This window comes from Croceicoccus mobilis, from assembly GCF_001661965.1.
GTDB lineage: Bacteria > Pseudomonadota > Alphaproteobacteria > Sphingomonadales > Sphingomonadaceae > Croceicoccus > Croceicoccus mobilis.
On the sequence record NZ_LYWZ01000027.1, the window covers coordinates 13556 to 38592 of the forward strand.

Here is a 25037-nt window from a genome sequence, read left to right on the forward strand (position 1 = left end):
GTGGATCAGATGATCGTCGCGATGCCGTCCAGCGCCTCGCGCAGCCTTGCCAGCGCCTGCGCCTTTAGCTGGTGCACGCGCGGCACGCTGACCGAAAGCACTTCGGCGATCTCGGTCAGGTTCAGTTCCTCGACGAAATAAAGCTTCGTCACGAGTTGCAGCCGTTCGGGCAAATCCGCGATCGCGGCGATCAGCGCCTCGCGCGTTTCGGCATCGGTGAGCTGGGCGAAACTGTCGGGCGTTTGGTCGGCAAAGGCCGCGCTGGAATCGGAATAGACCTCATCGATGGCCTCGAAGCGCAGCGGCTCGCTTGCCATGCGCAGCGCGGCAAGATCCGGGACCGCCAGCCCCAGCGCCTCGGCCAGTTCGCCTTCATCCGGCAATCGGCCCAGTTCGCCGCGAAGCGCGATCTCCTTCGCCTCGATCTCGCGCCGCCGCTGCGCCGCGCCGCGCGATATGGGGGCCTCGCGCCGGACAAGGTCGAGCATCGCGCCCCTCACCCGCAATTTGGCATAGGCGGCGAAACCGTCCTCGGTCGGGCCGTCATGCTTTTGCGCGCATTCGGTCAAGGCGACGAGGCCCGCCTGCATCAGGTCGGAAAGCTCCATGCCGGGGCGGCCCGATCCGTGCACGTGCCAGGCAAGGCGGCGCACCATCGGCATGAAGCGCCTCACCCTGTCCTCCACGGCCCCGCCATAGGCGTTGCGGGCGGCGTTTCGGCGCGGGTTTGGAGCAGCCGATGACTTCTGCCCGAGCGAGCGTTCGAAAGATGCGTAATCATGTTTCATGCGGCCATCTCGATCTGTTGTGGCTGGCTTGATTGGCCGGGGCTCTCACCGATCACCTCGATCACTTCGATCGGCTGGCTGACCGGCAATTCGGCAATGGAAAGGACAAGGCAGGCAGGCGCGCGCTGTTTCAAAAGCGCGGCGATGGCGCGGCGCGTGGGCGGCTGGACCACCAGCGCGGGCGGCACGGCGGCAGGGCCGCGCGCATCCATGATCGCCTTGACCCGGCCCGAGATGGTGGCCGACAGGCCCGGTTCGATCACCGGCCAGCCCGTCACCGGATCGCGCAGACCGCCCAGGATCGCGCCCTCCATCTGCCCATCCAGCGTGATGACCGGCAGCGCCTGTGCGGACGGGCATGCCTGCCCCACGATCATCGCGCCCAGATCGGCGCGCACCATATCGACCAGCGGCTCATGCTCGGTCGAGCGCATGACCGCGCGCGACAGGCTGGCAAGGATCGGCATGGGATGGGTGAGCGCTATGCCATCCTCCAGCAAATTGCGGAAAACGCGGGTCAGCGCGGCAAGTGAGAGCGGCTGCGGATAGATCGTCTCGACCAGCCCCTCGGCATGATGTTTCGCCGCGTCGATCATCTCGCGCACGTCGTCGGGCCCCAGCAGGTCGTGCGGGCGCGCGGCGAGCAGCTGGTTCAACTGCGTCGCGATGACGGTCGCGGGATCGACGGCAAGGAATCCCTCTGCCACCGCGTGATCGCGTGATGCGGGATCGATCCAGATCGCGGGGCAGCCAAAGCTGGGGTCGATGGTCTGTTCGCCCTGCAGGCGATGCGCCTTGCTTGCCTCTCCGGTGTCGATGGCCAGCAATCTGCCGGGCTGTACCGCCCCGCCGCCCAGCACCACCCCGCCCAGCATGATGCGATAATCATAGGGCGGCAGCCCCAGCGCATCGCGCACGCGGAACTGCGGCACGACGAAACCGAAATCGCGCGACAACTGCTTACGCACGCCGGTAATCCGGCTGACAAGCGGGCTGCCGCGCTTTTCATCGACCAGCGGGACAAGGCCATAGCCAAGCTCGATGGTGACGAGCGTGTGGTCGGACACTTCCTCCAGCGTGATTTTCTGCGGATCGGGCGCGGGTTCGGGTTCGGCGACGGGGATTGCCGCCCGTGCCTGCCGTTTGCGCAGGGCGTGGGACAGCCAGAAGGCAAGCGCCGCCGCGGGCAGGAAGATCGACTGCGGCATGGCCGGTATCATCCCGACCGCGGCCAGCACCACGCCGACCGGCAGCCAGCTTTTCGCATCGGCGAACTGCCCGCCGATCTGCCCGGCAAGGTCACGCGTATCCGAAACGCGGGTCACGATCACGGCAGCCGCGATCGAAAGCAGCAGCGAAGGCACCTGCGCCACCAGCGCATCGCCGATGGCGAGCTGCACATAGGCCTGCGCCGCTTCGCCCGCCGAAAGCCCGTGGCTGATCATGCCAAGGCAGAAACCGGCGATGATATTGACCCCCAGGATCAGCATCGCGGCAATGGCATCGCCTTTCACGAATTTCGACGCGCCATCCATCGAGCCGTAAAAATCCGCTTCGGTCGCGACGTCGCGGCGGCGCGCCTTGGCGTCTTCGGCCGTCAGGATCCCGGCGGCGAGATCGGCGTCGATCGCCATCTGCTTGCCCGGCAAGGCATCGAGGGTGAAGCGGGCGGACACTTCGGAAACACGGCCCGCGCCCTTTGTCACCACGACCATGTTGATGATCATCAGGATCAGGAAGACGAAGATCCCGACCGCGAAATTCCCGCCGATGAGGAAGGCGCCGAACGCCTCGATCACCTTGCCCGCGGCCTCGCCCCCTTCGTGCCCGTGCACCAGCACCACGCGGGTGGAAGCGACGTTCAGTGCCAGCCTGAGCAAAGTGGCGAACAGCAGCACCGATGGAAAGGACGAGAAATCGAGCGGTTTTTCTGCATTCATCGCCGCCATGAGGATCGCGACCGACAGCGCGATGTTGAATACGAAGGACAGGTCAAGGAGGATCGCCGGAACCGGCACGATCATCAGCAGCATCAGCACGAGGATGCCCGCAGGCAGCGCCGCCGCGCCGGGATTGGCAAAGCGTTTCATCACAGCCCCATCCCCTCAAGCCGGCGATAGGCGCGCTGCACGGCGGCGGGCGTGGCGGCATCGTCCATCGACCCGAAGGCGGAGGCGAGGCTTTGCGCCATGGATGGCCCGCGTGCCGCCTGCGGCAATGGCGCGGCCATGGTGATACGCGCCGGTGCTGCCGCAGGGGCAGCTGCAGGCGCTGGCACGCCGCTGCCTGCCATTGCGCCATCGACCTTGGCGCGGATCAGCCCCATGACCTCTCCCACACTGCGGGCAGAGCCGCCGTCATAGAATATCGCCCGATTGGCCGACGCCGCGCGCGGCAGCACGCTGGCAGCGCTGATCTCGGGCGTCGATTTCAGGGCCGAGAGGAATTTCCCCGCATCTCCGCTGCCCAGAAAATGGCCGAGATAAAGTTCGGAGGCATCCGGGCTGCGCCCCAGTACGGCGGACAGATTCGCCCCGTTCTCGCGCGCCAGTTCGCCTGCCATCAGGGCCGAGGCGGCAGGATCGTGCCGCAGCGCCATGATATTGCCGGCAAGCCGCGGATCGGTAATACGCCCGCCCGCGATCGCATCGCTGGCCCAGGCCATGCCGTGCCGCGATCCATGCCGGTCCAGCGTTTCAAGCCAAGTCGCATCGGTAAACTGGTAAAGCCCGCTCGCGCTGGAGGTTTTCGCCTGCGCCTGCGGGTCGAGCGAGGATTCGATCCTTGCCTGCGCCAGTAGGAAATCGAAGTCGACCCCGGTGCTTTGTGCCGCCTGCGCGATGGCGCTGCGGATCTGCGGCGTCGCCGTTCCCAGTGATGATATTCCGGCTCCGCTCACGCCGATGCCTCCGGTTCGTTGTTACCGAAGGAGGATTTGCAAGCACCGTGCCAAATGCACGGGGCTGGCGCGGATCAGGCGCCGCGCCCGGCAACCGCATAAGCGCCGGCGGCATAAAGCCGGGGCGATCCGGTCAGCGCGTCGAGACGCGCCGAGACATTGGCGGCGACAAGATTACGGATCTGCCGGTTCGTTTCGTTAAGGCTGCGCGCCGCCGCGATCATGCCGCGACATTCCTCGTCCAGCGCGTCATCGTCATTCGCGCCTGAAAGAGCGTCGCACAGCACCGCCTTGCCCTGCGCGGCAATGGTGATCGCATCAATGTCGAGACCGGCAAGCGCCTGCCGCTCTTCCTCCAGCACGGCAAGCATCTGCCGCAGCGCCTCGCGCATGGTGTGGCCGCCAGCGTTCATGCCGCGGTCCTGAGCAGCATGCCCGCCGCGATCATGGCATCGCCGATCTCCTGCGGCAGGATCGGGTAATCGCCCGTCTCGATGGCCTTGCGGATTTCGGAGACGCGGTTCGTGTCGACCGGCGGCTGCCCTGCGTCCAGCGCCTGCGCGCTGACGGCAACGCCTGCATCCGCGGCGGCGTGGCTGGCCGCGCCCTGCGGATTGGGCGCAGTGCGCTGGGGGGTCGAGATGCGGGCGTCGATGGCCGCTGCTCCCCGCGTCGCTCCGATTTCGAAAGAAGACATGGGTTATGTTCCTCCTGGTGTTCGATGCTGAGAACGGCGGCGGAAACACAGGTTTAAGGGAGACGCGCGAATTTCGTGAAACCTCCCCTTAACCTCTGCGCTCAACCGGGGGTCAGGGTCACGGTGCGCGCCGCGGTCACGCGCGCGCTCACGACCTTTGCCGGGCGGCGGTCGGTCGAGATGGGGCGCACGCGGATCCATTCGCCCACCGCGCCATCCTCCAGCGCCTGCGCCGGGCGGGTGACGGTAAAGCCCTGTCCGCTGATCTCGATCGCGACGGCATCGCCGCGGGAGATGACATCTTGCGAAACAGCGGCCGGCGCGGCGGATACATCCACGGAGTTTGACGCAGCCGCTTTGGCCTGTGCCCGCACCGGGACAAAGATGCGCCAGCCGCCCTCTTCGGGACAATGTACGATGACATTGCGCCGCTCCTCACCGCGCCATTCCAGCGCCAGCGGCACGCCGCAGCTTTTAAGGCGCAGGCGTCTGTCGACGGGGTACAGCGCCCCGCCTTCTTCGCCGATGGCAGCGCCGGTGAACTGCGCGACGGCGACATCGATGATCTCGGGCGCGGTGGTCGATGCGGCGGCAAGGGTAAGGGCAATGATAAGCGACATTGGGTCAGGGCCTCTGGCGATTGGCGGATTGCCCCTTTCCCTGCAATCAGCGTGCCAGTTCGGCGCCGGCCTGCGCGTCATAGGACAGGCGCACGCGTATCCCCGGTTCGCCGGGCGAAAATACCACGATCGCCCGCTTGCCCCTTGCCCGCGCTTCACTGGCCAGCTCGCCTGCGCGCGCCATTGCCTGTGGCAGCTCGCCGTCGCCATAATGCGCCTCGATGGTGAGATCCGCGCTGTCGCCCATGGCCAGGCTGTCGATCCATTCGGGCAGGCTCGGCGCGCCCGGGGCATCCTCGTAAACGGCCTGCATGACGCCCGGCACGGCCTCCGGCATGGCCCCCGGCATGGCATCCCCGCTTCCCGCCGGACCGGAGGCGGCAACGCTGTCGCGCGGCACCACGGCAGACGCGGTGACAAGAAACAGGATCAGCGCCAGATCGGCCAGCAGGATCGCCCAACCCTGCCCCTTCGCCGCGATCACGCCGCTTGCCGCCGCCATCGCCGATCGGGGACAGGGACCGCGCAGGCCGCCTCCAGCTGGCTGGCCGCCCAATCGAGCAATTCGCCGCGCTCGGCCTCCTCACGCTCACAGGCGCGTGTAACGGCCTGTGCCAGCGGGGCGAAAAGGAGATGGGCGAGCAAAAGCCCGTAAAGCGTCGTCAGCACGGCAGCGGCGACCGCACCGCCGAACCCTGCCTGCAGCCCGCCATCGGGGAGCTGGCTCAAGGCGAGCAGCGTGCCGGCAAGGCCAAATGCGGGCGCGGCCTCTGCCGCCATGGCCAGCGTGCCCGCCGCGGTTTCGGCGCGGTGCCGCCGGTGCTGGCGATGACGGTCGAGCGATGCGCGAAACGCGGCCAGCGAACGCGTCTCGATCAGAGCCCGTGCGGCTTCGTCGATGGCGGCATCGCCCGTTCGGTTCGGATCCGCGCGCAGCAAGCCGTCGGTCCGGATGTCCTGCACCTGCCGGGCGAGATCAGACCTCAGCGCCGCGGCATCGAAACCCCTGTGCGGCAGGCGCGCGACTGCCGCCATGGCGCCGCCACATGCGCGGGGCCCTGCCCGCAGGACGGTGGCCAGCAAGGTGCCGCCGCCCACGACGGCAGCGGAAACGGGATCGATAAGGCTGGCGGCATCCATGCGGCGGTCTCCTTTGCGCGAAAGGAGAGACGGCACGGCGGCGGCAAATTTCACCCCATGCGGCGCGTATTTGCCGTTCGGGGGCGAAATACCGGCAGGTTCTTGCCGCTTGCCATGCCGCACGCCCCCGAAACGGCAATTGGCACGGGCTTTGCAAATACATCCGGGAACGCGGGGCATGCGCCCCTCTCGGCCCACTGGACCGACAGACTGGAGCGATCTGGCGATGAGCAACAATGACAGCAGCCTTTTCGGCATCCATGGCGCGGCGCTTCAGCTGCGTTCGCGCCGCATGGGGATGCTGGCATCGAATATCGCGAATGCCGCCACGCCGGGGTATAAGGCGCAGGACATCGATTTCGATGCCGCGCTGCGCCGGTCTATGCAGGGCGGATCGGCCGAGACCGCCGCTTCTGCCGAAACGCTTTACCGCGTGCCGGTGATGACCGCTTTGGACGGCAATACGGTCGAGCTTCAGACCGAACAGCTCGCCTTCAGCGAAAATGCCGTGGGCTATGCCACCACGCTCTCCTTCATCCAGGGCCGGGTCGAAACCGTGACCCGCGCGATCCGGGGGGAGTAAGCCATGCCCGGTCCCATCTCCGTCTTCGACGTCGCGCAGCGTTCCATGTCTGCGCAGATGGTGCGGATGAACGCGGCGGCATCGAACCTTGCCAATGCGGGCACGGTCAGCGGCAGCGAGGGCGAAGGATACCGCCCTTTACGCGCCGTGTTCCAGTCCGACCTCGATGTAGCCAGCGGGCTTTCGACCGTCGATGTCAGCGCCGTCGTGCGCGAGGATGCAGCCCCTGTCCGCCGCCACGATCCCGATCACCCGCTCGCCGATGAAAACGGCGATGTCTGGGTCTCTCCCGTCGATGAGAATGCGGAAATGGTCGAGATGCTCGAAGCCAGCCGCCAGTACCAGAACATGGTCGAGGCATTGTCCACCGCCAAGCAGCTCATGCTCGAAACGATGAGGATGAAATGACCGTAAGTTCCGTCACTTCCACTGCCGCCAGCACGTCTTCGTCAGCCAGCTCGGCGGGCCTCGGCTCGCTCGATCAGGCCGATTTCCTGAAGCTGATGACCGTGCAGATGCAGCAGCAGGATCCCTTCGATCCCGTCGATCAGAAAGAGATGCTGGCCCAGATGGCGCAGTTCTCCTCCCTTGCCGGCATCGCCGACATGGGCAGCACGCTCGATAGCATTGCCGCCCGGCTCGACACGATCGCGGGCGCCGTAACCACCAGTTCCACGCAGGAGTAAACGCCAATGTCCTTCTACACCTCGCTTTCGGGCCTGAAGAACGCGCAGACTGACCTTGGCGTCGTCTCGCACAATATCGCCAATGCCGAGACCAACGGCTTCAAGAAATCGAACACCGCCTTTGGCGATCTGGTCGCAGGATCGTCGTTTTCGAACCCGAAGATGATCACCGGCATCGGGTCGAACACCGAGGCGATCATCCAGAACTTCGCCATGGGCTCGATCGAGCAGACCGGCTCCTCGCTCGACATGGCGATCACGGGGGACGGGTTCTTCAAGACTTATTCGGCCGCGGGCGACCGCACGCTTTTCACGCGTAACGGATCCTTCGACATGGATGTCGCGGGCAATATCCAGGACGGCGCGGGCAATGTGCTGCAGATCTTCGCGCCCGGTGCAGACCCTGCCACCGATGCGACGATCAATGCCGTCGTGCCCCTGACCAATGCGGCGGGCAGCGAATATGCGGGCGTCACGGTGGAGATGGATGGATCGGTCGTCGTCTCCTACGCCGATGGCACCAATGACACGATCGGCACGGTCGCGCTGGCCAGCTTCTCCTCGCCCACCGGTCTGCGTCAGGTCGGATCGTCGAACTGGGAAGTTACCGGCATTTCCGGCCCTCCGGGCTATGGCTTTCCGGGCGAAGGCAAGTTCGGCAACACGCTTTCGGGTTCCATCGAGCGCTCGAACGTCGATCTTGCCGAGGAACTGGTCAGCCTGATCACCGCGCAGCGTTATTTCCAGGCCAATGCCAAGGCCATCGATACGGCGACGCAGATCAGCCAGACCGTCATCAACCTCAGGACCTGACGCCCATGGACCGGCTGATCTATTCCGCGGTTTCGGGCATGAACGCATCGATGGCGCAGCAGCGCGCCATCGCCAGCAACATGGCCAATTCGGGCACCATCGGCTTCAAGGCCGAACTGCTCGACGCGCGCCCCGTCACGGTGGAGGGCACTTCGCTGGAAGTGCGCGCCATGAACCGCAGCGAAGTGCGCGGCGCATCCATGGCGCAGGGCACGGTGACCGATACCGGCAACCCGCTGGATGTCGCGCTGACGGGCGACACCATGCTGGCCTTGCAGGGCGCGGATGGATCGGAGGTCTATTCGCGGCGCGGGGATCTGTCGGTTTCGGCCAGCGGCGCTTTGCAGAATGGCGACGGACTGGTGGTGCTGGGCACCGCGGGGCCGATCACCGTGCCTGCTGGCGGCGCGCTTTCCATCGCCAGGGACGGCACCGTGCTGATGGCCGATCCTGCCGCGCCGGAAGCCCCGGTCGAGGTCGGCAAACTCAAGCTCGTCTCCACCACCGGAACCGATATCGCCAAGGGGCTGGACGGCCAGTTCCGTGTTCGCGGCGGCGGCACCCTGCCCGAAGATATCGAGGCCGAGGTCATTCCCGGCTCGCTCGAACAGTCGAATGTCGCGGCCAGCGAAGTGCTGACCAGCATGATCGAGGCACAGCGCCTGTTCGAGATCCGCACCAATGTCGTCTCCACCGCGCGGGACATCGATGAAAGCGGCGCGCGTCTGATGCGCCTCGATGCGTAACAAGGAGCAGTAGAAATGCCCACTTCCGCACTTCACGTCGCCCGTACCGGGCTAGAGGCGCAAGATGCGCGCATGCGCGTCATCTCGAACAATCTCGCCAATGTCGCCACCACCGGCTTCAAACGCGATCGCGCCAATTTCGCGACGCTCGCCTATCAGTCGGCGCGCATTGCCGGACAACAAAGCTCGGCCGAAACGCAATATGCCGAGGGGATGAACCTTGGCACCGGCGTCGCGGTGCAATCGACCAGCCGCATCACCAGCCAGGGCACCCTCAACAGCACGGAAAACCCGCTGGACCTCGCCATCTCGGGCGATGGCTATTTCCAGGTCGAGCGCCCCGGCGGGCAGCTCGCCTATACCCGCGCGGGCAATTTCACCCTGTCCGCCGAAGGGCAGATCGTCACACCGCAGGGCTATGCCGTGCAGCCCGCGATCAATGTGCCGCAGGGGGCGGGCTCGCTTGCCATTGGCGACGACGGCATCGTCAGCGCCGTTCTGGCCGGAGAGAGCGAGCCGGTCGAGCTGGGCCAGATCACGTTGGCCAGCTTTACCAACGCGGGCGGATTGCAGCCCATCGGCGACAATTTCCTGATCGAGACTGCCGCCAGCGGCCCCGCCCAGATCGGCGCCGCAAATGCGGAAGGGCGCGGTTCCATCCGGCAGGGCATGCTGGAGGGATCGAACGTCAATGTCGTGACCGAGCTGGTCGACATGATCGAGACGCAGCGTGCCTATGAAATCAATTCCAAGATGATCAGCGCGGTCGATGAAATGCTGCGCAACGCGAACCAGACGCTGTAAAGCCCCATGAGCATTCATCTCCTCATTTCCGCCGGGATCGCCATCCTCATCGCCCCTGCCGCATTTGCCCAGGCCGCAGACGGTGCGATCTTCCACGCCCGCGACGGCTATGCAGGCCTCCACGAAGGCACCCGCGCCCGCGGCGTGGGCGACGTGCTGACGATCCTTCTGGTCGAAAGCACCACCACATCGAAGTCGGTTTCGGGCAAGACCGATAAGTCGGGATCATTGGGGCTTACCCCGCCCGCCACCGGCCCATTCGCCTTTCTCTCGCCCGATGCGCTTAAAGCCAGCTCTTCCGCGTCGTTCAAGGGAGCGGGGAGCGCGGGCCAGTCCAGCACGCTCGCCGCTTCGCTGGCTGTCACCATCGTCGAGGTTCGGCCCAATGGAACCGCTCTTGTGCAAGGGGAAAAGCAGATGCTGCTGAGCCAAGGCGAGGAATGGGTCCGCTTTACCGGCATCGTGCGGCTGGCCGACATCGATATCGAAAACACCGTGCCGTCGAGCCGGGTGGCCGAGGCGCATATCGAATATTCAGGCAAGGGCGCGATCCAGAGGAGCAGCCGCCCCGGCTGGCTGGCCCGTTTCTTCAGCATCATCAACCCGTTCTGAGGACTTTGGCAGATGCGCAGGCTTACCCTTCTCCTGATGGCGCTCCTCACCGCCCTCGCCCCGGCGGCGGCGCAGGCAGAGCGCGTGCGCGACCTCGGCCAGTTTCAGGGCGTCAGGTCGAACCAGCTGACAGGCTATGGAATCGTCGTCGGGCTGGCCGGCACGGGCGATGACAATCTTGCATATCTGACACAGGCGATGAAGGGCGCGGCTGGCCGCATGGGGCTGCAATTGCCGCCGGGCGTACAGCCGGGGCTCAAGAATGCCGCCGCCGTGATGATCACCGCCGACCTTCCCGCCTTTGCCAAACCGGGGCAGCGGATCGACATCACCGTTTCCACCATCGGCAAGGCCAAATCCCTGCGCGGCGGGGCCCTGATCCTGACCCCGCTTTATGGCGCGGACGGGCAGATCTATGCGATGGCGCAGGGCAATCTCGCCGTCGGCGGGCTGGGCGTATCGGGCGCGGATGGGTCGAAGCTGACGGTCAATGTCCCGACCGTGGGCCGCATCGCCGATGGCGCCAGCGTGGAACGCGCGGTCGCCAGCGGTTTCGACACCGGCGATGTGGTGCGCTTCAATCTTGCCGCCGCCGATTTCCTGACCGCAGGCCGCGTGCGCGATGCCATCAACCGCATGCTGCCCGGCACCGCTTCGGTCGAGGACGGCGTATCCATCGCGCTGCGCCTTCCCCCCGGCAGCGACACGCGTGCCAGCCTGATGGCCGCGATCGAGATGCTGGAGGTCGAGCCTGCCGAAACCGCCGCGAAGGTCATCGTCAATTCGCGCACCGGCACGGTGGTCATCAATTCCGCCGTCCGCCTCTCGCCCGCAGCGATCAGCCATGGCAAGCTGACCGTGCGGATCGAGGAAGACCCGCGCATCGTCCAGCCCGAGGCGTTCAGCCGGGGCGTCACCGCCATCGAACCCGCCAGCCAGATCTCCGTCACCGAAGAGCAGGGCAATGTGGCGCTGGTCGCCCCCGGCCCCTCGCTGGCCGAGGTGGTGGATGCGCTGAACCTGCTGGGTGTGGGGGCATCCGATCTGGTCGCGATCCTTGAAGCATTGAAGCAGGCCGGCGCGCTGAAGGCCGAAATGGTGGTGCTGTGAAAATCGCTGGCCCCAACATTCCCGCGCCGACGAAAGCGCCGTCCGACCTGAAACAGGCGTCGCAGGCGTTCGAGGCGATCTTCCTGCGCCAGATGCTGGCGGCGGCGCGCAGTTCGTCGATTGGTGATGATCTGATGGGTAGCCAGGCATCGGACACGTTTCGCCAGATGCGCGACGATGCCTTTGCCGACATCGCTTCGCGGCAGGGCAGCCTCGGCCTTGCCGCCATGATCGAGGCGCAGTTTACCGCGCAGGTGAAGGAATAAGCGATGGCGAACGACCTCCTCTCCATCGCCAAGAGCGGCGCGCGCAGCTCGCGCCTTGCGCTGGACGTTACCGCGCAGAACATCGCCAATGCCGCGACCGAGGGCTATGTCCGCCGCAGCGTCGGGCTGGCGGAGGTCGCATCCACCGGAGGCATTGCGCCTTTTACGCAGCTGAACCTGTCGGGCGTGCGCGTCGACAGCATCATCCGCAACGCCGATGCCTTCCGCCAGAGCGAGGTACGCCGCACCGGCTCCGACCTTGCCCGCGCCGATGCCGAACTTGCGGGCCTGCAGAATATCGAGACCGCGATCGAGCAGACCGGCATCTACGATTCCATCGTCGGTTTCGAAGCCGCGCTGCAGCAGTTGGCCGCCGATCCGGTCGATCCCTCGCTTCGCGCCGCGACGATCGAGGCCGCGCGATCCATGGCGGGCAATTTCAACGTCGCTGATGCCAATCTTGCCGCTGCAGGCGATGGCATGCGGTTTGAGGCAGCGGGCGCGGTCGAACAGGTCAATCTGCTGTCCGACGAACTGGCCCGCGTGAACCTGCGTCTTGCCCGCACCGCCGATAACTCCGGCGATCAGGCGGCGCTGCTGGACCAGCGGGACCTGCTGCTTCAGCAGATTTCGGATTCGGTCGGCATTTCGACGAAGATCAACGCCGACAACACGGTCGACGTGCGGCTCGGCGACAGCTCCGGCCCGGTGCTGGTGACGGGCGGCACCGCCGCGAGCCTGACGATGACGAGCGCCGCCGACGGCACCGTTTCCTTCGATCTCGACGGAACGGCGGTCGCGCCTTCCGCAGGGTCGCTGGCCGGGCATGCGCAGGCGCTGGACATGCTGGCGCAGATGCGCGGCGATCTGGACACGCTGGCGACCGACATGGCGGATGCGGTGAACGCGGCGCAAGGCGCCGGCATCGACCTTGCTGGCGCTTCCGGCACAAACCTGTTCACCGCCACCGGCGCGGGCGATATCGCGCTTGCTTTCGAAGACGGCGCGCTGATCGCCACCGCCCCTGCGGGCGCGGGCGCGGGCAGCCGCGATACGACCAATCTCTCCGCGCTTCAGGCCGCGATGACCGGCGGCAATATCGCAGGGCGCATGGATGGGCTGCTCTTCGACATCTCCTCCACCGTCGCCGGGCGGCAGACGATGCGCGATACCATCGCCACCATCGCCGATCAGGCCAGCACCGCACTCGCCGCCCAGTCCGCCGTCGACCTCGACGAAGAGGCGGTGAACCTCGTGCGGTTTCAGCAGGCGTTTCAGGCATCGGGCCGGGTGATGCAGGTGGCAAGCGAGCTTTTCGACACGATCCTTGGCATCAGGTGACGGCACATGGCGATCTATTCCACTTCCACTGCCGCGTTCTACGACCGCTCACGCATGTCGATGAGCAGCCTGCGCCTGCAGGCCGAAAGCTATCAGCAGCAGCTATCGACCGGCGACCGGCTGGAGCGATCCTCCGACGACCCGGTCGCCGCCTCCCGCCTGCGCACATTGTCGCGCACCGGGCGATTGAGCCAGATCGACGCCGCTAACGCCGACCGCGCCGCCACCGATCTGACACTGGCCGATAGCACCTTGTCCTCTATCGCCGACGTGCTTGCCCGCGCGCAGGAACTGGCCGTGCAGGCAGGATCGAGCACGATGAGCGACACGAACCGCGCCGCCATCGCCACCGAGATGGAGCAGATCCACCAGCAATTGTTCAGCCTTGCCAACACCCGCGACGCGACCGGCCATGCCTTGTTCGGCGGCGAAACGGCGGGCGATGCCTATGCGCTGAATGGCGCGGGGACCGCGGTTTATATCGGCACCGCCGCCGCCGACGAGCTTGACGTGGGCGAAGGGCAGAACGTGCCGCGCTCTGTCACCGGGCCGGATATCTTCGCCTTTGACGACAATGGCACGCCCGCCGACGCGATGGCGGTCGTGCAGCAGCTTGCCGCCGCGCTGGCCGGAGCATCGGCCGATCCCGCCGCTGCCGCGCGCGATGCCGCCGGATCGCTTTCAAACGCGATAGAGAATGTCACCACCAGCCAGACCGTCGTCGGCGCGCGGCTGGCATGGATCGATTTCGTGCAGGCCCGCCAGACCGACATGGGCGAACTGCGCGCCGCCGAAGAGAACGAGCTTGGCGGCATCGACATCGCATCGACCGTCATCAACCTGCAGGAAGCCCTGACCGCTCTCGAAGCGAGCCAGGCCAGTTTTACCAAGCTCTCCTCCATCTCCCTGTTCAACCATATCGGCTGAGGCCCCGCCCCATGTTTGCAATCATCGGCATCGTTATCCTGATCATCATGGTCTTTGGCGGCTTCGCGCTGACCGGCGGCGCATTGGGGCCGGTGATGCATGCCATCCCGCATGAAATGCTGATCATCGGCGGGGCGGCCATCGGCGCGGTCGTGGCGGGCAATTCCATGCATGAATTGAAAGCCATCGGCGGCGCTTTCGTGAAGATCTTCAAGGGCCCGCGCCACACCAAGGAGGACCATGTCGACGCCATCGTCCTCACCTCGAAACTGATGAAGCTGCTCAAAAACGAAGGCCCGGTCGCGCTGGAAAGCCATGTGCAGGACCCTAAGAGCAGCGCGATCTTTGCCGAATATCCGCGCCTTTTGGCAAACGGCGAGCTGGTTCACCTGATCTGCGACACGCTGACGCTGATCGTGGTGTCTTCGGGAACGCTGGAGGTGCATGCGGTGGAAGACGTCATGGACAATGCGATGAAGACGCATTTCCACGAAATGCACGAGCCGCAGCATGCGCTGCAGAGCCTTGCCGATGCGCTGCCGGCTTTGGGTATCGTCGCCGCCGTGCTGGGCGTGGTGAAAACCATGGGTTCCATCGACGAGCCGCCATCGGTGCTGGGCGGCATGATCGGGTCGGCGCTGGTGGGCACCTTCATGGGCGTGCTGCTCGCCTATGGCATTGTCGCGCCGCTGGCAGGCCGGTTGAAACAGATTATCGAGCAGGACGAGATGATCTTTCACGCAGTGAAGCAGGTGGTGATCGCCTCGCTCCACGGATGGCCGCAGCCGCTGGTGGTCGAAAGCGCCCGCTCGGGCCTGGGCCATGCGTTCCGTCCAGGGCTTTCCGAATTGCTCGACGCGATGCGGGGGCGTTGATCCATGGCTTCGAAAGCGGCGAAGGGGCATAATGGCCCGCCCCCTGCCCCGATCATCGTCAAGAAAGTCACCGTTGTCGAAGGCGGCCACCATGGCGGCGCATGGAAGGTCGCCTATGCCGATTTCGTGACCGCGATGATGGCTTTCTTCCTGCTGCTGTGGCTGCTGGGCGCGACGACGGAGGAGCAGCGCAAGGGGCTTGCCGATTACTTCACACCGACGCTGGTCAAGATGAAGCAGAAGAGCGCGGGCGCGAACGGCCTGTTGGGCGGATCGTCGATCACCGATGTCGACAGCTATCCCAATCGCGCCGGGCAGACCGGCACGCAGACGCTCACGATCCCGCGCGATGCGACCGGCGGGCCGAAGGAAGGGTCGGGCCAGCTGAAGCGCTCCGCCTATACGCGCCGCGCGGTCGAAAAAATGCTGCGATCATCGCCCGAATTGCGAAAGCTGGCGCGGCAGGTCCGGCTGGTCGACACGACAGAGGGGGTGCGCATCGACCTTGTCGACAACGCCGATTTCTCGATGTTCATGCTGGGCACCACCGTTTTGACGCAGGACGCGGCGCGTCTGCTGGGCGCGATTTCACAAGCGGCGGCGGATAATCGCACGGAATTGACCGTGCGCGGCCATACCGACGCGCTGCCATGGAAAAGCGGACAGAGCGGCAACAACTGGTCGCTCTCGGCCGGACGGGCAGAGGCGACGCGCCTTGCCATGATCCGCGCCGGCGTGGATGCGGAACGGTTCCGCCGGATCGAGGGGGTAGCCGACCGCGAACCGCTGATCCCCGGCGATCCGAACGATCCGAGGAACAGGCGTATCTCGATCACCGTTCTGGACTGATGCGACATCCATAAAGGGTCATGCCAGATTGCCCACAGTCACCCGAAGGTTGGCTGGACACATCCCGCTGCATTTCATAAGAAAATTGCAGGGGGTCGCCATTTCATTACTTGCCCGTTTCCTGCGCGGAATATCAAAAGCGCTGCCTGTTACGCTGGCTATTGCCGCGCCCGGCCTTGCCCTGCCCGTTGCGGCGCAGGACGGATCGCCGCCTGCGGTAAAGCTGACCCCGGCGCAAATGTTCGATGTCGCATCGCAGGCAGAGGCGAAGGAAGATTACGCCACTGCCGAAGCCTTGCTGGAGGCACTGGCGAGCCATCCTGATCTGGAACTACGGTCAGAGGCTCGCTTTCGTCTTGCCCTGCTGCGCGCCAATCGACAGGGACGCATCCGCGATGGCGCGGTGCTGCTGCGCCAGATCCTCGATGAACAGCCCGAAGCCGCGCGCGTGCGCGTCGAACTCGCCCGGCTGCTGGTCATGCTTAACGATCGCGAAGGGGCGGAACGCGAATTGCGCGCCGCCCGCGCGGCGGGCCTGCCGCCGGAGATCGAGCGGCTCGTTCATTTCTACGCACAGGCGCTCAGCTCGCCCGCCAATATCGGCCTCAATCTCGAAGCCACGCTTGCGCCCGACAGCAATATCAATCGCGCCACCGCATCCGATACGCTCAGCACGGTCATCGGCGATCTCGAACTGTCCGACGATGCGCGCAGGAAGTCGGGCCTTGGCCTTGCCATGCGGGCGCAGGGCTATGGCCGCGTACCGCTGGGCGGCAGCGCCGAATTGGCGGCGACGATTTCGGCCGCGATCCGCGAATATGACGGCTCGGCCTTTGACGACTACCAGGTCTCGGCAGAGCTGGGCCCGCAATGGCAATCGGGCGGCGACCGCATCTCGCTGGCGGCCAATATCCGCTATCGCTGGTTCGGGGACGAACCCTTTACCGAAGCGCATGGCGGCAGGGCCGAGATCCGCCACCCGGTCGGCAAGAGGGGCCGCCTGCGCGCCAGCGTCAGCGCCCTTGATGAAGACAATCGCCGCAACGACCAGCAAGACCAGACACGCCTGTCGCTCGATGTCGGTATCGACCGCGCCTTTACCAGCCGCTGGGGTGCGGGGTTTTATCTTACCGGATCGCGCGCGATGGCTCGCGCCGAACCCTATTCCAACGCCAGCGGCGGGCTGCGGGCATATGTGTTCCGCGAATTCGGGCAGACCTCGCTCGCGCTGTCGGGAAGCTATTCGCATCTCGAAGCGGACCAAGTGCTGGGGCTTTATGGCGCGCGGCGCATCGACGATTTCGCCGCGGTCGGCCTGTCGGGCACGTTCCGGTCTTTTCGCGTCGGCACCTTCGCGCCGATCGCCCGCCTGCAATTCGAACGCAATGCGTCGAGCATTGAAATTTATGATTTTACAAGAAAATCTGTTGAAATTGGCCTGACGGCCGCATTCTGACCGGGGGACGCAGACACCATGAGAAATTCTTTGACCGCCATATCCGCCATCGCCATGTGCAGCGCTCTTGCCGCATGCGGGGGCGGCGGAGGCGGAGGCGGAGGCGGCGGCGGCGGCGGCGGCGGGGTCGTCAGCACGCCTGCCCCCAAGAAGCTGAGCGAGCTTAATTCCAGTGCGAGCTTCGATGCGACCTCGGCTTCCAACAGCTTCAGCATCGAATTGAACGATGCCAGCGTCATCGATGCGGCCGCATCGCGGCAGGCGATGACGATCAGCTATGACAAGGCCAGCGACAGCTATACCCTGACCAGAGGCACCCAGACCGAGACATTCTCCCCGGCCGAGCAGCTGGAATCGCGCTTCGAAGGCGAGGTCAATTACGAAAAGGGCGCGCAATCGCTGTCCCTGTCCACGACCGCATGGGGAACCGAAAAAACCTACGACTATGTCGGCAAGGGTCTGTGGATCGATTACGGCGTGGTGGGATCGAACCAGATCAACGATCTCAGCACCTTCGTCTATGGCTATGAAAGCCCCGCGTCGGCCGTGCCTGTCAGCGGTCAGGGCCAGTACTGGATCGACATGCTGGGAAGTGTGAGCGAGCCGGGCGAACAGGCGTGGTGGATCACCGGGCAAAACAGCTTTCTCGTCGATTTCACGCGCGGCGCCTTCACGATCAACGGCTCGCAATCAATCGAGGGCATCTTCGAGGGAATCTCCAGCGCCGGATCTCTGTATGCCGCCGGCAAAATCAGCGACGGCGGCTTTTCCGGCACTGCCATCTCCAGATACGGCGGGTTCGATTATACCGGCGACATTTCCGGTTCCTTCTACGGGCCCGACGCGCAGGAGATCGGAGGGCAGTTCACCGGCACCAGCGCAAGCGGCGGCGCGGTCGCCATCTCTTTTACCGGCGTGGAGGGCGATGAGCTGGAGACGATGTCGCTGGCCGAGCGTTTCGGCTTCGTCAATATCCCGGCCACGACCGCCCAGATCAGCCTCGACACCCGCTATACCGGCGAGGAAGAGCTGGACATTCGCATGGGGGCTTCGGCGAATGTAGTCTTTGATGCGGATGGATTGTACGAGGTCAGGTCCGGCATCGACGAATATGTCATCGCCGATATCCCGTCGGTAGAGGACGAGAGGGAAAACTTCGACAGCTATGAGCTGGCGAGGTCCACGGGTACGCGCTTCCTGTCGGCATATCGGATCGGAGATGCGAATAGCGAGATCCAGCTCAGCTATTCCACCTTTTTCGAAACGAACGGGGTTGTCGACCAATCCTATCAGACGGTGGACCGCAGGCAATATATCCTTGCCGGGCTGAATACGCACGAAAAGATGATCGAGGCCCGGACAGGCGGGGCCAGCTATTCGGGCATCCTCTACGGCAATGCCCGTAGTCTTGCTGGTGCGGATTACGAATTGTCGGGCAGTTCCAGCTTTGGCGTGGATTTCGGCAATGGCACGGTCGAAGGCGGTCTTGCCGTAATGGGTAACGTCGGCGGCGCGGATGAATATAACTTCGGGCTGTGGACCTTTGCCGGTGACATCGCGGGTCAGGGTCTCGATCGCGTTCAGCTGAGCGGCGACGGGTTGAATGCCGATTCCCAGATCAGCACCTATTTCTTTGGGCCCTATGCACAGGAAATCGGCGCGACTTTCATCGGGACGATGAACGGGCCGGAAGGCGATCCCGATCAGCTGAAATTCGCAGGCGTCGCTCTGGCCAAGGAGGACTGAGGCTGGGCGGCGGCGGAGGGAGCGACCACGCCCCTCTCCGCCAGCCTGCCGCGAAAAGCTGACGGCGGTGCTTTGCCGCGCTATGGGGCGGCCATGTCGATCAATACCGATTCCGCCCACAATGCCTTGGACACGCCGGTTCGCGTCGCCGCGCTCTATCGCTTTACGCGTTTCGACGATCCCGCCGCGCTGCGAGTGCCCCTGCTTGATGCGTGTGGCGCGAACGGGATAAAGGGCACGCTGCTGCTGGCTGCCGAAGGGATCAACGGCACCATCGCGGGAACGGCGCAAGGGATCGACGCGACGCTCGCCCATATCCGTACCCTGCCCGGTTGCGCGGAACTGGAGGTGAAATTCTCTGCCGCGCGCGAAATGCCGTTTCACCGCATGAAGGTGCGATTAAAGCGCGAGATCGTGACCATGGGCCAGCCGGGCATCGACCCCAACCGGAGCGTGGGCACCTATGTCGAGCCGCAGGACTGGAACGCGCTGATCAGCGCGCAGGACGTGATCACCATCGACACGCGCAACGATTACGAGGTCGCGGTCGGCACCTTCCACGGGGCGGTCGATCCCAAGACCGCCAGTTTTCGCGATTTTCCCAGCTGGTTCCGCGCCGAGCGCGAGCGCCTTTTGGGCGAAGGGAAGGAACCGCGCGTCGCCATGTTCTGCACCGGCGGCATAAGATGCGAAAAATCGACCGCCTTCCTGAAACAGGAGGGCGTGGAGGAGGTGTTTCACCTCAAGGGCGGCATCCTCAAATATCTGGAAACCGTGCCGGAGGATGAGAGCCTGTGGGAAGGCGAATGCTTCGTCTTCGACCAGCGCGTGACCGTGGGACATGGTCTGAGGCTGGGCAGCTATGGCCTGTGCCACGCCTGCCGCCGCCCGGTCAGCGACGAGGACCGGACCGACGCGCGATACGAGGAAGGCGTCAGCTGCCCTGCCTGCCACGACGAGCGCACCGACGAGCAGCGCGCATCCTATCGCGAGCGGCACCGGCAGGAGATGCTGGCCGCCCGGCGCGGTGAGGCGCATGTCGGCGCGCAAATGCCCGAGGATGAGGACGAGGCATGACGGGCGACATCCTCTACAGCTTCCGCCGCTGCCCCTATGCGATGCGGGCGCGGCTGGCGCTGGCGGCAAGCGGGTTCACCGGTGAATTGCGCGAGGTGAAGCTGGCGAACAAGCCAGCCGCCATGCTGGAAGCATCGCCCAAGGGGACGGTGCCGGTGCTGGTGCTGGCCGATGGACAGGTGATCGAGGAAAGCATCGAGATCATGCATCACGCGCTGGCGATAAGCGATCCCGATGGCTGGCTGGAGCGTGACGATCCTGATCTGATCGCCCGCAATGACGGGCCCTTCAAGCACGACCTCGACCGCTACAAATATCCCGAAAGACATGACAGCGACGCGCTTGCCCACCGGGAAAGCGGGCTTCGGTTCCTGCGCGATCTCGATGCGCGGCTGGAGACGCACGGCCAGCTTTGCGGGGCGGCCATGGGGCTGGCCGATGCGGCGATCTTTCCCTTCGTCCGGCAGTTCGCCAATAATGATCGCAGCTGGTTCGACGCCCTGCCCCTGCCGCATCTGCAAGGCTGGCTGGCAGGGCATCTCGCCTCAGACCTGTTCGCCACCATCATGGCGCGGCCCAAGCCTTGGGCCGAAGGTGACGAGCCGCTCGCCTTTCCGGGGTAAACGGCCTTAAAGAACCGGGCGGCCCATCGTGTTGCCCGCCGGATAATAGCGGCACACCAGCCAGTCCTGCCCCCCGCCCGGAGCCACCGCGCAGCCGACCTTTTCCGTCTCGCGCCAGATCAGCTGGGTATAATGGCCGACATCGGCCCATTGGCCGGTGGTCGATACCTTGGGGAACGTGCCGGGGCGGTAATATTGCTTTTCGTCGATGAAGGTCTCGATCATCTCTTCAGCGGTGTAATAGCCTTTCACCCCGACCCAAAGGTTCTCGCCCGCGCCATTCCTATCCATGCGGCTGGCATGGGTTAGCGTCTGCTTGCGAGCGATCACATTGGCCCATTCCTGCGCATCGCGGGCCAGCTTCGGGTCCCACGCCAGCGGCGGCACGCCCATGCGGATGCGTTCGCGGTTGTGCGTTTCCAGCAGGCGCCCGGCAAAGCTGCCCTGCGGCACGCTGTCGATCTCGGGGTATTTGTCGGTATAGCCCCATTGCTGCTGCGCCAGCGCGGGCACGCCCACCACGGCCAGTGCCAGCCCCGCCGCGGCCATAGCGCCGCCCACAACCCGTTTCCTCATCGATCCCGCCCTATTTGCTGTTTCCGATCCGGGCGCCATCCTTGACATCAGCCGCTTAACAGGTGCTGAAACAGCGGCCATGTCGCTTGCGCTTTATATCCACTGGCCCTTCTGTCTGAAGAAATGCCCTTATTGCGACTTCAACAGCCACGTCCGTGACGGCGTGGATGTCGAGGCATGGGAAAGCGCGCTGCTGGCCGACATGGCGCATGAGCGGGAGGCGACGGGGCCGGACACGCTCGGCTCGATCTTTTTCGGCGGCGGCACGCCCAGCCTGATGCCGCCTGCGCTGGTGGAACGGCTGATTGCCGAAGCGACGCGGCTCTGGCCGGCGCAGCCGGGGCTGGAGATCACGCTGGAGGCCAATCCCTCTTCGGTCGAGGCATCGAAATTCGCCGATCTGGCGCGGGCGGGCGTGAACCGCGTGTCGCTGGGGCTGCAGGCGCTGAACGATGATGCGCTGCAATTCCTTGGCCGCCTGCACGATGTGCGCGAAGGACTGGCCGCGCTGGACGTGGCGCAAAAGGCGTTCGGGCGCGTCAGCTTCGACCTGATCTACACCCGCCCCGGCCAGAGCGTGCACCAGTGGCGCGCCGAGCTGGAGCAGGCCTTGTCCTTCGGCACCGGCCATCTCTCGCTCTACCAGCTCACGATCGAGCCGGGGACGCGCTTTGCGACCGACTATCGCCTCGGCCGTTTCGAATTGCCGGATGAAGAGGTGAGCGCCGAGATGTTCGCCCTCACCCGCACGATGACGGCACTGGCGGGGCTGCCCGCCTATGAGATCAGCAACCACGCCCGCCCCGGTGAAGAGAGCCGCCACAATCTTACCTATTGGCGCTATCAGGATTATGTCGGCATTGGCCCTGGCGCGCATGGCCGCCGCCGGGGTTTCGCGACGCAGCGGCACAAGAAGCCCGAAAATTTCCTTGCCGCAGTGGAGCGCAATCAGCACGGCCTGTCCGAAACGCGCGCACTGGACCCGGCCGAATGCGCGGCCGAGGCGCTGATGATGGGCCTGCGCCTGACAGAAGGCGTGGATCTTGCCGCCATGGGGCAGCGGTTCGGCATTGCGCCCGATGCGCTGATCGACGGGCGCAAGGCCGCGCTTTATGCGGATCTCGGCTTTGTCGAGCGCGATGGGTCCCATGTCACCGTCACCGAAAGCGGCATGGTGCTGCTCGACAGCCTGCTGGGCGAACTGGTCGCGCCCGGCCTGATGACCGAAGGCTGACCGCTTGGCCCTGCGGAACGACATGCTGGCCGAGTGGCACGATCATCTCGCACTGGGCCTTCGCCGTTCGCCGCATACGGTGCGCGCCTATGCCAATGCGGCGGACCGATTCCTGAAATGGCTGGGCGAGGATGCCGACTGGCGGCGCGTCGCATCGTGCAAGGCGGCAGACATGCGCCGTTTCCTTGGCGCTCGCCGTGCCGATGGGCTGTCCAACGCATCGGCGGCGCGCGAACTGTCGGCATTGAAGGCCTTCATCAAGTTCGCGCTGACGCAATCGGGCGCGCAGGACATCGCGCCACCGCGCCTGCGTGGCCCGCGTGTGCAGAAGGGCCTGCCGCGCGCGGTCACACCTGACGAAGCGGTGAACATCGCCGAAACCGTGGCCGAGTTTTCGGACGAGGACTGGATCGGCGCACGCGACCGGGCGGTTCTGCTGATGCTCTATGGCGCGGGGCTGCGCATTGACGAGGCCCTGTCGCTCGACTGCAATATATTGCCCGTGGGCGGATCGATTACCGTCACCGGCAAGGGCCGCAAACAGCGCGTGGTGCCGATGCTGCCGCTGGTGAAACAGGGGCTGGAGGATTACCTCGACCGCCAGCCATGGAGCATGGGCCTGCGCGATCCGCTGTTCCGCGGGGCGAAGGGCGGGCGATTGTCTCAGGGCGTGGTGCAAAAGGCGATGGCGAAGGCTCGCAAGGCGCTGGGCCTTCCGGCCACCGCGACACCGCATGCGCTGCGCCACAGCTTTGCGACGCATCTGCTGGCGGCGGGCACCGATCTCCGCTCGCTTCAGGAACTGCTGGGCCACGCCAGCCTCGGTTCGACCCAGATCTATACGAAGGTGGATGCCGCGACCCTGCTCGACGTCTATCGTGACGCCCACCCGCGCGAGCGCGGAGACTAGCGCCTATTCCGCCAATTCGCTGTCGGTATCGTCCTTGGGGCTTTCACGCGGTTCCCATGTGATGACGCGATAGACATAGCCAATCAGCATGAGGCCGATCAGAACCCACGTGCCAATGGCGATCACGTTTTCGAACCCGGCGAACCAGCCTGCCATCAAAGATGCCCCGGCAATCAGCGCCGCGTTCCAGATGGCGGAACCCGCCGCTGTGAAGATCAGGAATTTCCAGACATTCATGCAAGACAGCCCGGCGGGCAGCGAAATGATGGTCCGCATCAATGGCGAAAAGCGCAGGAAGAACACGACCCACTGGCCATGTTTCCTGAAAAAGCGGCTGGTATCCTCGACATGTTCCCAGTCCACGGTCAGCCAGCGGCCATGCTTGTCGATAAAGGGGCGCATGGATTTATAGCCGTAATGATAGCCGACCCAGTACCAGACGTAATTGCCCGCCACCGAACCGACCGTGCCCCAGAACAGCAGCGGCCAGAACGACATCGTACCCTTGGACACGGCAAGACCGCCCACCCCCATGATCACCTCGGAAGGGATCGGCGGGAAGATGTTCTCGATCGCCATGAGCAGGGCTATGCCGAGATAGCCGCCGCCCTGGATGATATTGACTATCCAGTCCGTCATTGCAGCATCAATGGATGGCGGGCCGGAAAGCTCCCCGAACGCGGTGAATTACTGGGCGAGCCGTGCCTCGATCGCGTCCCAGATCATGCCGCTGGTGTCGGTGCCGTTGAAATTGTCGATGGAGACGATGCCGGTCGGGCTGGTCACGTTGATCTCGGTCAGCCACTTGCCGCCGATGACGTCGATGCCGACGAAGACGAGACCCAGTTCCTTCAATTGCGGCCCCATGGCGTCGCAGATCTCCTGCTCACGCTCGGTCAACCCTGCGCCCTCGGCATAGCCGCCCTGCGCAAGGTTGGATCGGAATTCGCCCTCGCCCGGCTTGCGGTTGATCGCGCCTGCGACCACGCCATCGACCAGCACGATGCGCTTGTCGCCCTCGGACACTTCGGGAAGGAAGGGCTGCACCATGAAGGGTTCGGGCCAGGTGTTGTTGAACATCTCAACGAGGGCGGACAGGTTGCCGCCATCGGCCTCGACCTTGAACACCGCCTTGCCGCCATTGCCATGGAGCGGCTTTATGACGACCGCGCCATGTTCGGCGATGAAGTCGCGCACCTCCTCGATCCGGCGGGTGATGAGCGTTGGCGGCATGAAACGCGCGAAGTCGAGGACATAGATTTTTTCTGGCGCATTGCGGACGCTGACGGGATCGTTGACGACCAAAGTCTCGCCCTTGATCCGCTCCAGCAGCCATGTGCCAGTCAGGTAACCGATATCGAAAGGCGGGTCCTGCCGCATCAGCACGACATCGACATCGCTGCCAAGGTCGATGGTGCGATATTCGCTGCGGGTGAAATGGTCGCCCTTCACCTTCTGCACCGTGACCGGCGCGGCCCATGCGGTGACGCGGCCGCCGCCCGATCCATCGGACTTCCATGTCAGGCTGCGCACGTCATAGTGGAACAGCTCGTGCCCGCGCTCCTGCGCGGAAAGCATCAGCGCAAAGCTGGAATCGCCCGCGATATTGATCGTTTCCATCGGGTCCATCTGGACGGCGACACGGAGCTTTTGGGTCAC

The 25037-nt window shown here is 64.9% G+C and carries 30 protein-coding genes; 19 read left to right on the forward strand and 11 right to left on the reverse strand.

The features are described 5' to 3' along the window. Positions 1–5: 5 nt before the first annotated feature. The 8 genes from A9D13_RS16430 to A9D13_RS16465 form a co-directional block, all read right to left on the reverse strand. Positions 6–788, reverse strand: a complete 783-nt coding sequence (locus tag A9D13_RS16430; RefSeq protein WP_082922504.1) for a sigma-70 family RNA polymerase sigma factor — start codon at positions 786–788, stop codon at positions 6–8. Beyond that, positions 785–2878: a flagellar biosynthesis protein FlhA gene (locus tag A9D13_RS16435; RefSeq protein WP_066776096.1), complete on the reverse strand. Its 2094-nt coding sequence runs from the start codon at positions 2876–2878 to the stop codon at positions 785–787. Before A9D13_RS16435 ends, A9D13_RS16430 begins: the two co-directional genes overlap by 4 nt. Continuing rightward, positions 2878–3687 (reverse strand): transglycosylase SLT domain-containing protein, encoded by an 810-nt coding sequence (locus A9D13_RS16440; protein WP_229665310.1) that lies wholly within the window; start codon positions 3685–3687, stop codon positions 2878–2880. Before A9D13_RS16440 ends, A9D13_RS16435 begins: the two co-directional genes overlap by 1 nt. A 74-nt stretch (positions 3688–3761) precedes the next feature. Further along, positions 3762–4100, reverse strand: coding sequence for a flagellar protein FlgN (locus A9D13_RS16445; RefSeq protein ID WP_229665309.1), 339 nt, complete (start codon positions 4098–4100; stop codon positions 3762–3764). Beyond that, positions 4097–4384 carry a flagellar biosynthesis anti-sigma factor FlgM gene (locus A9D13_RS16450; RefSeq protein WP_066776099.1) on the reverse strand — a complete coding sequence of 96 codons (288 nt, stop codon included), beginning with the start codon at positions 4382–4384 and terminating at the stop codon, positions 4097–4099. The genes A9D13_RS16445 and A9D13_RS16450 overlap by 4 nt, the downstream gene beginning before the upstream one ends. Positions 4385–4485: 101 nt before the next feature. Then, a complete protein-coding gene (locus A9D13_RS20845; protein ID WP_066776102.1) occupies positions 4486–5004 on the reverse strand; it encodes a flagella basal body P-ring formation protein FlgA in 519 nt (172 codons plus the stop codon). A 46-nt stretch (positions 5005–5050) separates the two neighbouring features. Beyond that, entirely contained in the window at positions 5051–5488 is a 438-nt protein-coding gene (locus A9D13_RS20850; protein WP_172808211.1) for a hypothetical protein, read from the reverse strand. After that, positions 5485–6144, reverse strand: coding sequence for a MotA/TolQ/ExbB proton channel family protein (locus tag A9D13_RS16465; RefSeq protein WP_066776738.1), 660 nt, complete (start codon positions 6142–6144; stop codon positions 5485–5487). The genes A9D13_RS20850 and A9D13_RS16465 overlap by 4 nt, the downstream gene beginning before the upstream one ends. Before the next feature lie 226 nt (positions 6145–6370). On the opposite strand from A9D13_RS16465, the gene flgB reads away from it, so the two are divergent. From flgB to A9D13_RS16550, 17 genes are all read left to right on the forward strand, one after another. After that, complete coding sequence (gene flgB, locus A9D13_RS16470; RefSeq protein ID WP_066776108.1) at positions 6371–6727, forward strand: flagellar basal body rod protein FlgB; 357 nt, start codon at positions 6371–6373, stop codon at positions 6725–6727. A 3-nt stretch (positions 6728–6730) separates the two neighbouring features. Then, complete coding sequence (gene flgC, locus A9D13_RS16475; protein ID WP_066776110.1) at positions 6731–7135, forward strand: flagellar basal body rod protein FlgC; 405 nt, start codon at positions 6731–6733, stop codon at positions 7133–7135. Next, positions 7132–7413, forward strand: a complete 282-nt coding sequence (locus tag A9D13_RS16480) for a flagellar hook assembly protein FlgD (protein ID WP_066776112.1) — start codon at positions 7132–7134, stop codon at positions 7411–7413. The genes flgC and A9D13_RS16480 overlap by 4 nt, the downstream gene beginning before the upstream one ends. A gap of 6 nt (positions 7414–7419) precedes the next feature. Next, the gene (locus A9D13_RS16485; RefSeq protein WP_066776114.1) at positions 7420–8226 is read left to right on the forward strand and encodes a flagellar hook-basal body protein; all 807 of its coding nucleotides are present in this window, start codon (positions 7420–7422) and stop codon (positions 8224–8226) included. 5 nt (positions 8227–8231) lie between these two features. After that, positions 8232–8972, forward strand: coding sequence for a flagellar basal body rod protein FlgF (locus A9D13_RS16490; RefSeq protein ID WP_066776120.1), 741 nt, complete (start codon positions 8232–8234; stop codon positions 8970–8972). A 15-nt stretch (positions 8973–8987) separates the two neighbouring features. Beyond that, complete coding sequence (gene flgG / locus A9D13_RS16495; protein ID WP_066776123.1) at positions 8988–9776, forward strand: flagellar basal-body rod protein FlgG; 789 nt, start codon at positions 8988–8990, stop codon at positions 9774–9776. A 6-nt stretch (positions 9777–9782) separates the two neighbouring features. Continuing rightward, positions 9783–10388, forward strand: a complete 606-nt coding sequence (locus tag A9D13_RS16500) for a flagellar basal body L-ring protein FlgH (protein WP_066776128.1) — start codon at positions 9783–9785, stop codon at positions 10386–10388. A gap of 12 nt (positions 10389–10400) precedes the next feature. Next, on the forward strand, positions 10401–11498 hold the full coding sequence (locus A9D13_RS16505; RefSeq protein WP_066776130.1) for a flagellar basal body P-ring protein FlgI: 1098 nt from the start codon (positions 10401–10403) through the stop codon (positions 11496–11498). Then, positions 11495–11764: a rod-binding protein gene (locus A9D13_RS21190; protein ID WP_066776132.1), complete on the forward strand. Its 270-nt coding sequence runs from the start codon at positions 11495–11497 to the stop codon at positions 11762–11764. Before A9D13_RS16505 ends, A9D13_RS21190 begins: the two co-directional genes overlap by 4 nt. A 3-nt stretch (positions 11765–11767) precedes the next feature. Next, positions 11768–13105: a flagellar hook-associated protein FlgK gene (gene flgK, locus A9D13_RS16515; protein ID WP_066776134.1), complete on the forward strand. Its 1338-nt coding sequence runs from the start codon at positions 11768–11770 to the stop codon at positions 13103–13105. Positions 13106–13111: 6 nt separating this feature from the next. Continuing rightward, entirely contained in the window at positions 13112–14032 is a 921-nt protein-coding gene (gene flgL / locus A9D13_RS16520) for a flagellar hook-associated protein FlgL (RefSeq protein WP_066776136.1), read from the forward strand. A gap of 11 nt (positions 14033–14043) precedes the next feature. Continuing rightward, on the forward strand, positions 14044–14907 hold the full coding sequence (gene motA / locus A9D13_RS16525) for a flagellar motor stator protein MotA (protein ID WP_066776137.1): 864 nt from the start codon (positions 14044–14046) through the stop codon (positions 14905–14907). A gap of 3 nt (positions 14908–14910) precedes the next feature. Beyond that, positions 14911–15756: a flagellar motor protein MotB gene (locus A9D13_RS16530; RefSeq protein WP_066776140.1), complete on the forward strand. Its 846-nt coding sequence runs from the start codon at positions 14911–14913 to the stop codon at positions 15754–15756. A gap of 85 nt (positions 15757–15841) precedes the next feature. Continuing rightward, positions 15842–17212: a surface lipoprotein assembly modifier gene (locus A9D13_RS16535; protein ID WP_082922506.1), complete on the forward strand. Its 1371-nt coding sequence runs from the start codon at positions 15842–15844 to the stop codon at positions 17210–17212. Between the two features lie 18 nt (positions 17213–17230). After that, a complete protein-coding gene (locus tag A9D13_RS16540; RefSeq protein ID WP_156522135.1) occupies positions 17231–18958 on the forward strand; it encodes a transferrin-binding protein-like solute binding protein in 1728 nt (575 codons plus the stop codon). Positions 18959–19051: 93 nt separating this feature from the next. Next, positions 19052–20035, forward strand: a complete 984-nt coding sequence (gene trhO / locus A9D13_RS16545) for an oxygen-dependent tRNA uridine(34) hydroxylase TrhO (RefSeq protein WP_066776145.1) — start codon at positions 19052–19054, stop codon at positions 20033–20035. Then, positions 20032–20658 (forward strand): glutathione S-transferase, encoded by a 627-nt coding sequence (locus A9D13_RS16550; protein WP_066776148.1) that lies wholly within the window; start codon positions 20032–20034, stop codon positions 20656–20658. The genes trhO and A9D13_RS16550 overlap by 4 nt, the downstream gene beginning before the upstream one ends. Positions 20659–20664: 6 nt before the next feature. Here the strand turns inward: A9D13_RS16550 and A9D13_RS16555 are convergent, their stop codons facing one another. Continuing rightward, positions 20665–21234, reverse strand: coding sequence for a CAP family protein (locus A9D13_RS16555; RefSeq protein ID WP_216635517.1), 570 nt, complete (start codon positions 21232–21234; stop codon positions 20665–20667). Between the two features lie 79 nt (positions 21235–21313). Between A9D13_RS16555 and hemW the strand changes: the two genes are divergently transcribed. Then, entirely contained in the window at positions 21314–22468 is a 1155-nt protein-coding gene (hemW, locus tag A9D13_RS16560) for a radical SAM family heme chaperone HemW (RefSeq protein WP_066776152.1), read from the forward strand. A 4-nt stretch (positions 22469–22472) separates the two neighbouring features. After that, the gene (locus A9D13_RS16565; RefSeq protein ID WP_229665308.1) at positions 22473–23378 is read left to right on the forward strand and encodes a tyrosine recombinase XerC; all 906 of its coding nucleotides are present in this window, start codon (positions 22473–22475) and stop codon (positions 23376–23378) included. 3 nt (positions 23379–23381) lie between these two features. Here A9D13_RS16565 and A9D13_RS16570 read toward each other — a convergent pair whose 3' ends face one another. Together A9D13_RS16570 and gshB are read right to left on the reverse strand one after the other, a co-directional pair. Beyond that, complete coding sequence (locus tag A9D13_RS16570; RefSeq protein WP_066776158.1) at positions 23382–24017, reverse strand: DedA family protein; 636 nt, start codon at positions 24015–24017, stop codon at positions 23382–23384. Positions 24018–24065: 48 nt separating this feature from the next. Continuing rightward, positions 24066–25037: a glutathione synthase gene (gene gshB, locus A9D13_RS16575; protein ID WP_268235796.1), complete on the reverse strand. Its 972-nt coding sequence runs from the start codon at positions 25035–25037 to the stop codon at positions 24066–24068.